Annotated in this window: 13 protein-coding genes; 6 read left to right on the plus strand and 7 right to left on the minus strand. The window is 37.5% G+C overall.

What is annotated here, in order from left to right:
- Positions 1–17 precede the first annotated feature (17 nt).
- The 6 genes from BGP15_RS13435 to BGP15_RS13460 form a co-directional block, all read right to left on the minus strand.
- Positions 18–590 (minus strand): Crp/Fnr family transcriptional regulator, encoded by a 573-nt coding sequence (locus BGP15_RS13435; protein WP_286769808.1) that lies wholly within the window; start codon positions 588–590, stop codon positions 18–20.
- A gap of 385 nt (positions 591–975) precedes the next feature.
- Entirely contained in the window at positions 976–2,127 is a 1,152-nt protein-coding gene (locus BGP15_RS13440) for an AAA family ATPase (RefSeq protein WP_286769809.1), read from the minus strand.
- Complete coding sequence (locus tag BGP15_RS13445; RefSeq protein WP_115047927.1) at positions 2,070–2,783, minus strand: RNA ligase family protein; 714 nt, start codon at positions 2,781–2,783, stop codon at positions 2,070–2,072. The genes BGP15_RS13440 and BGP15_RS13445 overlap by 58 nt, the downstream gene beginning before the upstream one ends.
- A gap of 264 nt (positions 2,784–3,047) precedes the next feature.
- Positions 3,048–3,725, minus strand: coding sequence for a LytR/AlgR family response regulator transcription factor (locus tag BGP15_RS13450; RefSeq protein WP_070569424.1), 678 nt, complete (start codon positions 3,723–3,725; stop codon positions 3,048–3,050).
- Positions 3,726–3,730: 5 nt separating this feature from the next.
- Complete coding sequence (locus tag BGP15_RS13455; RefSeq protein WP_286769810.1) at positions 3,731–5,227, minus strand: TlpA family protein disulfide reductase; 1,497 nt, start codon at positions 5,225–5,227, stop codon at positions 3,731–3,733.
- An 87-nt stretch (positions 5,228–5,314) separates the two neighbouring features.
- Positions 5,315–6,820: a sensor histidine kinase gene (locus tag BGP15_RS13460; protein WP_286769811.1), complete on the minus strand. Its 1,506-nt coding sequence runs from the start codon at positions 6,818–6,820 to the stop codon at positions 5,315–5,317.
- A gap of 342 nt (positions 6,821–7,162) precedes the next feature.
- On the opposite strand from BGP15_RS13460, the gene BGP15_RS13465 reads away from it, so the two are divergent.
- The 6 genes from BGP15_RS13465 (at position 7,163) to BGP15_RS13490 (ending at position 11,390) form a co-directional block, all read left to right on the plus strand.
- A complete protein-coding gene (locus tag BGP15_RS13465; RefSeq protein WP_286769812.1) occupies positions 7,163–7,813 on the plus strand; it encodes a hypothetical protein in 651 nt (216 codons plus the stop codon).
- Positions 7,814–8,011: 198 nt separating this feature from the next.
- On the plus strand, positions 8,012–8,410 hold the full coding sequence (locus BGP15_RS13470; RefSeq protein ID WP_201639436.1) for a hypothetical protein: 399 nt from the start codon (positions 8,012–8,014) through the stop codon (positions 8,408–8,410).
- A gap of 20 nt (positions 8,411–8,430) precedes the next feature.
- On the plus strand, positions 8,431–9,000 hold the full coding sequence (locus BGP15_RS13475; protein WP_286769813.1) for an NUDIX hydrolase: 570 nt from the start codon (positions 8,431–8,433) through the stop codon (positions 8,998–9,000).
- 68 nt (positions 9,001–9,068) lie between these two features.
- The gene (locus tag BGP15_RS13480) at positions 9,069–9,608 is read left to right on the plus strand and encodes a GNAT family N-acetyltransferase (RefSeq protein WP_070569405.1); all 540 of its coding nucleotides are present in this window, start codon (positions 9,069–9,071) and stop codon (positions 9,606–9,608) included.
- A 30-nt stretch (positions 9,609–9,638) separates the two neighbouring features.
- On the plus strand, positions 9,639–10,730 hold the full coding sequence (locus BGP15_RS13485) for a tetratricopeptide repeat protein (RefSeq protein WP_286769814.1): 1,092 nt from the start codon (positions 9,639–9,641) through the stop codon (positions 10,728–10,730).
- Positions 10,731–10,856: 126 nt separating this feature from the next.
- Complete coding sequence (locus BGP15_RS13490) at positions 10,857–11,390, plus strand: NADPH-dependent FMN reductase (RefSeq protein WP_070569402.1); 534 nt, start codon at positions 10,857–10,859, stop codon at positions 11,388–11,390.
- Positions 11,391–11,748: 358 nt separating this feature from the next.
- Here the strand turns inward: BGP15_RS13490 and BGP15_RS13495 are convergent, their stop codons facing one another.
- The gene (locus BGP15_RS13495; RefSeq protein ID WP_286769815.1) at positions 11,749–12,897 is read right to left on the minus strand and encodes a peroxiredoxin family protein; all 1,149 of its coding nucleotides are present in this window, start codon (positions 12,895–12,897) and stop codon (positions 11,749–11,751) included.

Below are 12,897 nucleotides of genomic sequence, written 5' to 3' on the forward strand. Positions count from 1 at the left end.
AAATTATAGCAGCAGATTCAGGGAAGTATTTTTTTACGGATTTCACTTAAATATTCTGGCGTAAATCCCAGATACGAAGCAATCAGGTATTGCGGAACACGTTGTACAAACTGCGGATATTTACGGAGCATATCATGGTAGAATTCTTCTTTAGATTTAGAGAATAGATATTTAACCCGCATCTGCGCAGCAGCATAAGCCCTTTGGTAGACAAATCGAAAATAACGCTCCATGATCGGAAATGCAGCTACCAATTTTTCTTGATTTTCTTGACTGATATAAACTAAATCTGAGCTCTCTACGGCCTGAATGTAAAATGACGTAACAAGCTTATGTTCGAAAGCCATATTGTCCGTAATCCACCAATTTTCTATGGCAAATTCAGTCGTTTGTTCGACTCCCTTTTCATTAACGAAGAATTTACGGAGAATACCTTTCAATACAAAAAAATGGTATCTACACACTTGCCCTTCTTCCAGTATATTTTCTTTTTTCGCGACCGTTTGGGTCTTAAAATAATGCAATATTTCTTCTAATTCGACCGGATCGATAGCGACAAATTTCTTTATATGTTCTTTCAGTTTTTCCAACAGTCTGTCATTTTTTTGTACAGACAAAGCTACTCATTCATTTTATCATAAAAAATACACGCGGCACCATTTCAAATAAGCTCGAAGAGCAAGGCTGGGAAAATAAATTCAAGTAATGGATGTCATCGATATCAACCTCATGTCCATGTTAACACCAAAATTGAAGGAATGACAGCACATTGTGACTAGTGTTCCTAAAAAGAATTCTAACAGAAAATCAGCCCGCCATTAAAATAGGCGGGCTGATTCGCATTTATGGTATCCAATACGGTTTATCAGAAAACAACCTTACTATACTAACGTAAAATTCGAACTTTTCGTACTTTATTTACTTAATCCGTAAAACCAATCTACAAAGCCGCAATCTCCTGCTAAAAAGCGCCATCTATTCCGTAATGTAGTGAACCTCATGCGCCTCTGTCAACTGCGGAACTTCCAAATTATGAAGCATTTTATCCAATACAACATCTGGCAGTGGATATTCCCGATCGTTATTCTGCGTGCGCCAAATCTTGTAGGGTTTTTCAACGTACAACAATTTCACGTAGGCTTGATAGCTGACAAAAAGATCGATCAATTGTTTTCGCATCTGGGAAGTTATATTAGTGGCATTCCAGATAAAATCCTGTCCGCAGCGTAAGTATTTTTTTGCCTGCTCTTTTGCTTCCTGTACAACCCATCCGTTTCTCTTTTTATCGGTCGGATCAATGCGATACTTGCGTCTGATGTCGTCCAGACTAATAACGGGGAGGTCGGTATTCATTGCTAAAATCTGATAATCTTTGCCCATTCCCGGCAAACCTGAAAGTACAGTCACCGTGGATTTGAATATATCAAAAGGCACATAACCAACATAACTATCGTTTCCATTAAAATATGTAAATCGTGCATTTTCAGACAAAAAAGAACGCGTGGCATCCCAGCAGCCAATCTCTTTACTATACAGTTCGAACATATCCAATGCATAGAGCAAATTATCCAAATCGCCACAATACCTTCCTTTAGCATCAGCTTCGGCCAACAACTTAAGTTGACTCATATTGACACATAGTGACGCTTCCAAGGCGCTCTTCATCGGATCGGCTTTTTCCATCAACCATAATGGCAACCCATGATAGCGTACCAATGCGACAATTTCCTCCCGTAATGCAAAAGGGGTCTCCACATCACGAAATAAAATCTCCCGTGTGGTCTGTGCTCCTTTTTTGGCATGATTTGGTGAACTGATACGACCATCGGCAGCGACAACTGTCGTCGATCTCTTCTCGACATCATGCAATAAAGCGGAAGCCCAGAGGAGCTCCTGCTTTTGTTCATCCAGATTCCGATATTCAGGCAATGCTTCCAGCTGCTGTAATACCATTTGGGTATGAATCGCGACATTCCCTTCGGCATGATGTAAAGGATCCTGTTGTACCTGTTCCATATCCCTGACCCAAGAAAATTGTTTCGCTAAAGCCGACCAATCCTTATTTGTTGCTATTGTCCATTCCATGAATAATCCCTCCTTTCCCAAATCATTTTTGCTCTTCGCCATGATTTTGTCCAATGTTCGTCGGTCTGCACATGTCCTTTTCTAACGTATTTAAAAACATTGTGCTGAAATTCGCTGACAGCATATGCATCAGCATTCCTGCAGACTAACCCCTCCATCGTACATGCTTCTTCAGTTTTAGGATCAACCGATCCAAATATAGAAGACTGCATGGCCAAATTTTCGACTAAACGCCGAAGTTCTAACTCAGTCAAATCCTTTACCATGTCGAGTTTTAAAACAGGTACAGTAGGCAAATCAAATAAACTGGCATAAAAAGTAACTTCTTCCCATGAAAGCCACTGATCTTTAATTCGAGCAGCAAAAACATAATAATAGTGCTCAAGTTGCATATACTCGATCGAATGCACAGCATAAAGATTTTCACCAAAAAACTCCAAATCACCCAGATCGTTTTTTAATCTGGACCAATGCTCCCGAAGCTGGGCCGTCCATGGCGACGTGGTTGGAGCTGCATGAGATCGTGCAAATACTCCACGCCGTGAAAGGCAATTATTCTCGCCATCTAATTTTTCTGTAAATAACAGTTGATGGAAAGATTGCATATCCTTCCAATAATATTGATTAAAACGATCGTCGCTGCTTGTCCCTGGCGAAAATGGGAAATGATAGGTACGACCATATTTTGTTGATTCCATTTTTAAAATTTAAATCCATACTAAAAAATTGAAGACATAGGCATTGGGTAAACAAATCGGGTAAATCCCGTTGTTTACTTTCTTCCTAAATATCGACAATGCATTACATGACTTTAAATTTTAAAAATTGACAACACAAATGATCTGTTGCTACAAAAGTATACAATTTATTTTAAAAACATAAATACGCTCCCTTTGATTTTTGGACAACACACCGCCTTCCCTACTTTCTAATCAGCCTTGATTAGTCAAAAAACGCGTCAATTAATATAATTTCAATTCAGTGTATGTCGTTCCAATGGGAATAACCCTGTCTGCTACCCAAATTTGGGTTTTGTCGAACTTCATCATTTTACTTCGTGCGACGATAAATGCTCTGTGACAACGAACAAATTCGCCCTTCGGGAGCAGTTCCAGCAGCTCGCTAATGGTAATTCTAGAACTAACGCATTTATTATCGTTCAAATGTATTTGGGTGTAATTGCCTGATGCTTCAATATACAGGATACGGTCGAATTCAACTTTAACATGTTCATAACCATCTTTGACGAACAGATAGTCTTTGTTATGCTGTAGCTTTTTTGCCCGAAGGCTATACAATTCGCTCGCCTTGTTGCAGGCTTTCAAAAACCTGCTCATAGAAAATGGTTTAAGCAAGTAATCGATGGCGTCGAGCTCGAAACTCAATAGCGCATGCTCGGAATAAGCCGTCGTAAAAATCACCATTGGCGAAGTATTCAAACTGCGCAGAAACTCTATTCCTGAAATATCTGGCATTTTTATATCTAAAAAGATAAGGTCCACCTGCTCCTTCTGGAGATAATCAATCGCCATAAACGCATCCGTAAATGTACTTTTTAATTCAATAAAAGGGACTTTAGCTATATGGTGTTCAATAACCTGCAGTGCCACAGGTTCATCATCTATCGCGATGGCTATCATAACAATTATTGATTTAAAATCTGATCTATTTGGTCATACAGTTGTTTTCCATTACTTGGTCGAAGAGCCTTTTCCACAACTAATTTTCCTGTTTTATCAAATATAAAATATTGCGGATAATATTCGGCTTTGTCTTTTGCATTTAGCAGTAATTCCTTCCAAAAGGGCTCAATCTGTTTCCTATTTTTACGTAAATGGATTCCGGTTAAATTGTTGACGCGTATAAAGTCTTTCCAGTCCTGATCGCGATGGTCTTCATCCATATCCAAATAAACGAAGGCAATATCTTTATCCATGTATCTTTTCTTCAGTTCAGGTGTATACTTCAATTCAAACTTGCAGGGACCACACCAGGTTCCCCAAACATCCAAATAGACCACTTTTCCTTTCAATTCAGCAATCAGGTCGTCGATCGATGAGATAGGTTGATCATCTTCAATCAACCGAATCTGTTTGTTGTGTTTATTCGCCACCAAAAGAGCGTCAAGATCGGCAATATAGCTTTCAACAAGCGGCTTATGCTTATCTTTTGGAAATATCTTCCAATGTGCCCCTGCCAATGCTTTTAAATGCGTTAAGTCCTTGTCATGATATAGATTGACCAATTGTTGAAAATTGTATTTTTCTACGATAGGCTTGGAGAAATTATTTAAAGCACCGATAAACCGCCAATAATCTTTACTATAGATCTTCATTAATCTATTTGCACTGTCTAAGCTTATCCCGAAATAAGGGATTGGTTCACTAGACGCAATTTTCTCGGCCCGAATCTTAACAAATGCCTTCTTTTCCAGATAACGCAGGTAATTGTCAAGGAAAGAATAAAAAGAGGGGCCACCAAATTCATCCTGTAAATTAATAAGTGCTTTTCCAAACAGCTCTAGAACCAAACTATCTGCGGTAGACTTTGGCAATTCAGCGACACGGGCAAAATCGTTCAGATGGTTCATTCGTTGCGCGTAAAACTCAGTACGTATATAGTTTTTTAGTGAGGAAGACAATGGACTAGTTTGGATCACTTTATTGATTTGATTGCAATCCGCTAAACAGGGAATTAACACTTGCTGTCTCAACTGAGCCAAAGAGCATTGAGCAAGATTATTTACGTTCGGGGCCTTCATAAAAAAAGGCACTTCATCGTGTTTTATTTGCTGTATAATTTTGTTTTCTGTCAAAGCACTACCGTCTGTAAATACGATCGTAGTGTCGGTTAAATTCAGGATAAGATCTTTACCGGGGCTTAATAACAAGGTTTGAAATACACTGCTGTAATTTAGAGTCGCGGATTTTCGAGCTGTTATTGGCAGTGCGACCTCAAATGTGCCATCGCTGGCAACGGTTATCTGTTGCGAATTTTCTTTATAAAAACCAAAAACAAGAGGAATATTAATTTCCAAGGCCTTGTTTGGATCATAATTCCAAATCTTACCGCTCAATTTAAATTGAGCATGACTGCTTAGACAATACAAGGTCATAAGCAAAAAAACAAGTATTTTTTTCATTGCTATTAATTAAGGAACCAATAAATCAGGTGAATAATTGATTAAAAGATAGTGGAACTAGTTAGATTTAAATAACACTAGCGATCTTTAAATATGTAAAGTTAAATGGATAAAAAATTCATTGGCATTTTCACGTATCATCAGTTCATGTCGATCTCGATATAGCAATGAAAGACGTTGGCGTACATTCTCCAAACCGACACCACTTTTTAGTTTTTCGGGATCACGATCACTTTTCGGATTAATGCTATTACTCACATCGAAAAACAAAACCTGGTCTCGCACTTGCAAAGATATTTTAATATAAGACGATTTCTGAAGGCTTATACCATGCTTAAATGCGTTCTCGACGAAAGGGATCAGCAACATAGGGGTAATTTGATAATTTTCAAACTGCTCCTCTATTTCCGTTATAATGGTAATTTTGTCTGACATCGAAGTCCGCAGGGTCTGTAAAGCGATGTAATTATTCAGGTATTCTATTTCACGCGTCAACGAGATTTTATCTTGCGTATTTTCATGGAGCATAAACCGCATCATATCGCCCAATCGCTGAATTCCCTCCCCTGTCCGTTCGGCTTTTTCCTGTAATGCCGTGCCATACAATGTGTTTAAGGCATTAAATAAAAAGTGTGGGTTTATTTGGGATTTCAGAAAAGTCAGATTAGCGTCCGACTGACCGAGCTCCGTACGTAAGGAGGCAATTTCGTTGTGACGCATTAGACGTTTTTTAAAGAGAAACCAGGAAAGCGGAACGCTAACCAATAATTGCGTGGGTAAATGAAACATCGCAACAATAAAGATCACTTCACTGGTCCGGTTAAAGAAGAATAGGGCCAATATGCTTAATGGTATAATTAAAACCAAACTCACCGCAGCGATAATCCAAAAGAAGTCGCGGAATTTCTTTTCTTTTTCATGTAATTTTGGCAACAAATAGTATAAGGAATAGATTACGATACCAACCGCAGACAACACGACCAAAGTCCATAACACCGAAAGTTGGTAATGCGAGTGAGATATGATCAAAAAAAACAATCCGATAAACCAAAAGCCAATTCCAAAGGCCAAATCCATTTTTAGCTGCTTTTGTATAGCCGGGTTTTCAACCCTGTTTTTAAGCAGATAGCTGATCAAAAATTGCATGCAGGTGTATAGAGAAATTACGATTGTCCATAGAACTGCTTGTGTTAAGGACTTAAAAAACATGCTATTATAGCCTCTTTGAATACTATCAAAATCCATAAGTTCATAGGTATGGCTATAAGTCCGGCATACACCTAAAATCAGTCCGGATATCAAGATCTGAGCGGCTAGTAATGAATAATTCAACAGCTCCCGTTTTCTATTGATGAGCGCAGGAATAAGAACAAAATTTAATGCGAGAAACATCAAATATAGAAGCAGATAATAGCTAAACTTGGGTACAAAAAAATTAAAAAAATAAGAGTAGTTTATTTTCTGACCAATGAAATAGTTATGCATACCACTATCATCCCGATTGTTTGTATCAACAAGCAAAGCATAAACAACAGCGACAAATACGACAGTTGCCATCCAAAATTCTATTTTTCTTACGTCTTTCAATTTCATGTTATTGGTTTTGATAAGACAATATTAACTGAAATGAAAACATAAGACAGAAAAATGTGACGAATACCACCAAAAATGTGATGAATCAAATTTTCTTCATCTTATAGCTGGGATTCTATTGTTGTTCTTATAAAATAGCATTTGATTTTACTATCTTTAAGCTGAAAAGTATCAAACCAGCTTTATTAACTTTATTCAAAAAAACACTACATAATTAATCCACTGTTTCACACATTCACGTCCGATTTTTGCGGCAACTGTTACGGCAAATAGCGAAGATTGCACAAAGGCATTGGGCTGTCGAATGGTCATAAATACAGGTTTTAAAAAATAATTGACCATATGGATAACTATATCGTATTAAAAAGGTTTACTAGTTTAGAAGAAGCTCAGGAATGTCATCAGCTACTTTCGGATAGAGGTGTAAAAACGCGGTTGGCTGATAATCTACCCCCTGTGGATATTACATTTTCTGGAAATACGGTAGGACACCAATATGAGATTCAAATAGACCCCGCCAATTTCGCAAATGCAGAATCTATTTTAGAAGAGCAGGAAATGCAATCTCTCCCACTGGTTGGAGATGACCACTACCTGTATCAATTTTCATACGAAGAACTCTTCGAAATCCTGCAAAAACCCGATGAATGGAACAAATTGGACTATGCGCTTGCCAGAGAAATTTTATTAAAAAGAGGGAAAGATATTGATCAGGAAAAGCTTGATCTTTTGAAGAAGGAGCGGCTCATGAAACTACGGGAACCTGAACCACAACAGAAGTATTGGATTATTTTTGGCTATATTTCCGCCCTTCTAGGTGGTCTTTTAGGAATTGCAATCGGGTATATGTTGTTTAGTTCTAAAAAGAGCCTACCGAATGGCGAACGGATATTTTGTTATTCTGATCATGACAGAAAACATGGGATAAAAATATTCTATATCGGATTATTTGTATTCACAATATCCGTTCTCATCAGAATTCTCTGGGGCTAATAGTATAATATTAAATCCATTTATTCTTTTAGCATAATAGATCGGTGGAGCTTCGTCATTGTGGTCATTCTGTATCCTATCACGACCCAATTAGCGTTAACAGTAGTAAATTTTTAATACTAAAAAAAAATACCGATATTTAAGATGATATCTTTATTCTTGAATTGTTTTTTGTAAACCTACAGACAAATTAGCTTTATGAATAGTTTAAAGACCACAGCCACTCATTTCCGTTATAAGAAGCATCCGGGAGATCTATTTAGAAATACGTCGGTTCAATTATTACCTCATCCCTATAAAAATCAAGAAGACTTTTGGGTATGGTTTCACCCCTTCTACCATCGCAGTGAAGACATTTCAGATCTAGGCGACCTGTACAAACAGCTTCACGATACGCCTTGCCAAGAAACGAGAGTATCATCAAAAAATGAGCTTTGTTACCCTGCGGTCTCGAAAGAACGTCTCTTTGAGGAAATAAAATCATTGGAGCAAAAGATCTATCAGGATTGCTTTGAAAACTTTTATTTGCTGATTATCGAAGGCCGTATCGAGCTGTTAGAGAGTCATCAAATTGAAAGTAAAGAACCTGGCTCCTAACACCTATTCTTTAAACCGTTATGCATTATTTGACTTGTGCGATTATAAGGGAGGACGATAAGATACTCATTTGTCAGCGTCCGGCATCGGTGACGCATGCCTTAAAGTGGGAATTTCCTGGTCGCATTACCGAGTCCCACAAACCAATGAAAGCAAATTTGTCGCTCAAAATCAGGGAAGAGCTTAATATAGATATTCTTGTCGGAAGGCCGTTAAAGATGACGCAACAAGACTATACAAGTCCAGCACCTTGTCTCTATCCTATTCTCTGCACCTTTTGTTCTGGCGAAGTTGCCTTTCAAAAATATGTTCAAGCATTATGGGTTTCCCCCGCAGAATTATTACATTTTGACTGGACCGATAGTGATCGACCAATTGTAGACGAGTATACCAAATACCTTGAAGATTCAAATCCTCCGTCCCGCATAAAGGAAGCTTTTTTAGAAATCCTGATTGGACTCATCGGCTTTACACTGGTCCATATATTCTTCAATCTATATATAGCCTTATTGATAACATTGATCTTAATCACTGTTACCGGAATTTATACCTATTACACCCGAAAAAATATAAAGAAAAGAATCCCATAAAACTTCCCTACATTTATAAAACTAAGTAACCCATAATTTCATTTTAGCCATATTGAAGACTTAATCAAATGAAAGATTTCCCACAATTAGTTACAGAACGACTTATTCTCAACGCCATTGACACGACTGATATTCCACAGATTGTAGACTATCTGCAAGACAAGGTTTATTCGGACTTTACCTCAAATATTCCCTACCCATACCGAAAAGAAGATGCTGAATATTGGCTTAAATTAGCCGAGGAAGCGTTTGCCAATCGTAAAGGCTTCACTTTTGCTATTCGAAATAAAGATAAAAAGCTGATCGGAGCTATTGGTCTGCACGATGAAGGCTCGGATAAGGCCGAGTTGGGATACTGGATCGCTATTCCTTACTGGAATAATGGTTATGTCACGGAAGCCGCAAAAGCAATCATTGAGTTTGGTTTTAAAGAACTAAACTTCAATAAAATCTTTGCGACCTACTTCCCACATAATCCAGCTTCGGGAAAAGTCATGGAAAAAATAGGCATGAAAAAAGAAGCCCTGCTAAAACAACATTTAAAGAAAGATGGCCGGTATTATGATATTCCATTGTATGCTATTTTTAGAACGGATCTATCTTTTTAATAAAAATCAATCATTTAATCTGCTAAAAAAATGAAAAACAAAATTGGATATATTGCCGTCGTTTTTTTATTTCTCACTGGACAAATCACCTATGGTCAAGAAACAAATCGGGAAAAAGCTTCTTCAAAAGGAAAGGAAGCCATCCAACTCATGGACGATGGAAAGGTAGATGAGAGTATCCTATTATTGAAAGAAGCTCAAAATCTCGATCCGAATAGTATCACGTACCCCTATGAGCTCGGCTACGCCTATTATTTAAAAAAAGACTATAAAAAGACGATTAAGTACTTAGAAAGTATTAAAAGTGAAAAGATTACCAATGACAGAGTATATCAATTATTGGGAAATGCATACGATATGCTTGGCGAAAGTGATAAAGCTGTAGGTACTTACGAGAGTGGATTAAAAATATTTCCCAAATCAGGTCATCTTTATTTGGAAATGGGAGCCATCCAACGTGTCAAAGGAAATTTAGAAGATGCATTAGGTTATTATGAAAAGGGCATAGAGGTGGATCCGGAATTTTCTTCAAATTATTATTGGGCATCAAAGATATTTTGTATTTCCGATGAAAAGGTTTGGGGAATGATTTACGGTGAGATATTTATGAATTTAGAACGAAACACCAAAAGAACAGCTGAAATAAGTGAGCTTCTTTATGATCAATACAAAACGCAGATAAAATTGAAAAGTGACACAGCGCTTTCCGTTAGCTTTAGTAAAAACGCATTTGTCAATGCAAAAGCAGCAGATTCCAGTCAAATAAAACTGCCTTTTGGAGTAGGAATTTATGAGACAACATTAGCGATGTCAATACTTGGTTTAAAATCTATAGATATCAATACACTAGACACTATAAGAACTAACTTCATAAACAACTACTTCAGCAGTAAACACAACAAAATATTTCCAAATGTCCTCTTCAGTTATCAAAAAAAGATCATCGATCTAGGTTACGGCGAGTCTTACAATCATTGGATATTAATGAAAGGCGACGAAGATGCTTTCGAAAAATGGCTAGAAAACAATGAAGAGAAATGGACACTTTTTTCAAATTGGTTTTTGAAGAATCCCCTAAAAATAGACAGCACAAACAATTTTTTTCGTAAACAATATGATTAAACCTTCAGTATCATAAATAGCCAAATTGATATAGCGATTTGTTCAAAATCTATTCCAAAAAATGAAAATTTATTTTCGTGAAAAATTGATTAAATTTAAGCAACTGATATTCATAAAGGATAAAACATGAAAATATTTGCATTCGCTGGGAGTAATTCTTCCACATCGATTAACAAACAATTGGTCAAATTTGTACTTAAAAGCTTCGAGGGGCACGAAATTAATTTGATCGACCTGAATGACTATAACATGCCTGTTTTTTCTGTAGACTTAGAAAAAAATGGGTTCCCACAGGAAGCGCAGCTTTTCCTAGATCATATAGCCTCGAGTGACATGATCATTTGCTCCCTCGCAGAGAATAATCGCTCCTATAGCGTAGCGTTTAAAAATGTATTCGACTGGGCATCTAGAATAAATGTCAAAGTTTTCCAAGATAAACCCATGTTGCTTATGACAACTTCACCAGGTGGTTATGGTGGTGGAAATGTGATGGCCGAAGCGCAGAAATTCTTTCCGCAGTTTGGCGCTATCATTAAAGAAACATTCTCGCTTCCCAAATTTTACGAAAATTTTGATCAGGATAATGGCGTAATCAGTCCGGAACACCTCAATAGTCTGAGGGAAAAAATAGCGGACTTTAAGGAACAGATTTCTTCCTAGTGATATCCCGCTAAAAATCTATTTGCCTTTTCGTGCATTCTGCATAACTTATGCCGATGTACTGAGTACATACTGCTTTGCATATTATTGACCTTTTGCTTACCTTTTCTTTGTTTTTCAGGCAAAGAAACACCAATAAAACGACAAAGAAATAGCAAAGAAGAAGCGAAAAAACAGCAAAGAAACACCGAAGAAACAGCACCGGAATAGCAGAGAAACACCAAAGAAATTGCGAATAAGCTGCAAGCCGTTACCCTAGCGCCCCAAAGAGCGGTGCTATAATAGAAAACAGACCCCTAACGATAGCAACTGTTAAAGGTTCATAATTAAGGAGGGGTGATTTACCCCTCCTTAAAATTTATTTAAGGAGCTCTTCGAGTTTCTCTATCAACTTTACTCCTTTTAAGTTGATTCCAACAATCTTACCTTCGGGAGAGATGAGGTAATTTTGCGGAATAGCCTGAATACCGTACAATTGAGCCGCTTGATTTTGCCAACCATTCAGATCAGACACCTGAGGCCAGGTTAACCCATCTTGTTCAATTGCCTTTATCCAGTTATCTTTTTTACCAGGTTTATCGAGTGAAACACCCAGTATCTCAAATTTTGATCCTTTAAATTTTTGATAGGCTTTCACCAGATTAGGGTTCTCTGCACGACAAGGACCGCACCATGACGCCCAAAAATCCAAAAGCACGTATTTACCTTTAAAATCTGAAAGTTTTAACTCCTTACCTTCAGGAGTTATCTGTGCAAAATTTAAAGCCGGCTGTCCAATTCCTAGTTTTTTTGCGAGTTGAATATCTGCATTCAATTTTTTTCCGATAGCTGTTTGCCTTAATCTCGATGACAAATTGAAAAACAAAGGTTCGGTGGTAACTACATTATCATCGTAGCTGGCAACTTCCTGCAAGGCCAACAAACTGAAGTAATTGTCTGGATTATTGACGATAAAATTTCGCTGCGCCTTCTTACGTTCTGTTTCGATCTTGTCTATTTCTTGCGCAATTTGGTTGAGCGCATTCTCGTCACGATTTTTTTCCTGATACAAATCAGCTCTTTTAGACTGCTGAACCATAAGCTTTTTCTCATAGGAGTTTAAATAATCTTGATACTGCTTATAGGCTACCTGCAGTTTACCGCCTTTCACCAAGGAAGACTCGAAAGGACGTTGAACAGTGATTTGCGTATTGGGTTCCATAGGGTCTACGTAAAATGTAAGACGCTCCATCGGGCCACCTTTGCGGTTAAAGAAGGAAGCTCCATCTTTGGAATAAAATAACATGACTTGCGTTGGTTCCATAATTTCCCCCTTATAGATCACATCATTGGATCCAAAATTAATAGAGTCAATTGTCAATTTTCTGTCCACGATGTAGCGAACAAATGCTTTAGATTTTTCGGGAAATTGTTTTCCCTTTATTGTTAATTGAAAACGCTGACCTTGAGCCGATACTGTCCCAAGAAAACTTAAAACCAAGAATATGGATGTAGCTATTTTTTTCAT

This window comes from Sphingobacterium sp. 40-24, assembly GCF_001899705.1.
In the GTDB taxonomy this organism is placed as follows: Bacteria; Bacteroidota; Bacteroidia; order Sphingobacteriales; family Sphingobacteriaceae; genus Sphingobacterium; species Sphingobacterium multivorum.

What these genes read in the sequence shown, in the direction of transcription:
- BGP15_RS13440 (WP_286769809.1), bottom strand. Translation starts at nt 2,127, where the DNA reads ATGGCGAAGAGCAAAAATGATTTGGGAAAGGAGGGATTATTCATGGAA.
- BGP15_RS13445 (WP_115047927.1), bottom strand. Translation starts at nt 2,783, where the DNA reads ATGGAATCAACAAAATATGGTCGTACCTATCATTTCCCATTTTCGCCA.
- BGP15_RS13450 (WP_070569424.1), bottom strand. Translation starts at nt 3,725, where the DNA reads ATGATAGCCATCGCGATAGATGATGAACCTGTGGCACTGCAGGTTATT.
- BGP15_RS13455 (WP_286769810.1), bottom strand. Translation starts at nt 5,227, where the DNA reads ATGAAAAAAATACTTGTTTTTTTGCTTATGACCTTGTATTGTCTAAGC.
- BGP15_RS13460 (WP_286769811.1), bottom strand. Translation starts at nt 6,820, where the DNA reads ATGAAATTGAAAGACGTAAGAAAAATAGAATTTTGGATGGCAACTGTC.
- BGP15_RS13465 (WP_286769812.1), top strand. Translation starts at nt 7,163, where the DNA reads ATGGATAACTATATCGTATTAAAAAGGTTTACTAGTTTAGAAGAAGCT.
- BGP15_RS13470 (WP_201639436.1), top strand. Translation starts at nt 8,012, where the DNA reads ATGAATAGTTTAAAGACCACAGCCACTCATTTCCGTTATAAGAAGCAT.
- BGP15_RS13475 (WP_286769813.1), top strand. Translation starts at nt 8,431, where the DNA reads ATGCATTATTTGACTTGTGCGATTATAAGGGAGGACGATAAGATACTC.
- BGP15_RS13480 (WP_070569405.1), top strand. Translation starts at nt 9,069, where the DNA reads ATGAAAGATTTCCCACAATTAGTTACAGAACGACTTATTCTCAACGCC.
- BGP15_RS13485 (WP_286769814.1), top strand. Translation starts at nt 9,639, where the DNA reads ATGAAAAACAAAATTGGATATATTGCCGTCGTTTTTTTATTTCTCACT.
- BGP15_RS13490 (WP_070569402.1), top strand. Translation starts at nt 10,857, where the DNA reads ATGAAAATATTTGCATTCGCTGGGAGTAATTCTTCCACATCGATTAAC.
- BGP15_RS13495 (WP_286769815.1), bottom strand. Translation starts at nt 12,897, where the DNA reads ATGAAAAAAATAGCTACATCCATATTCTTGGTTTTAAGTTTTCTTGGG.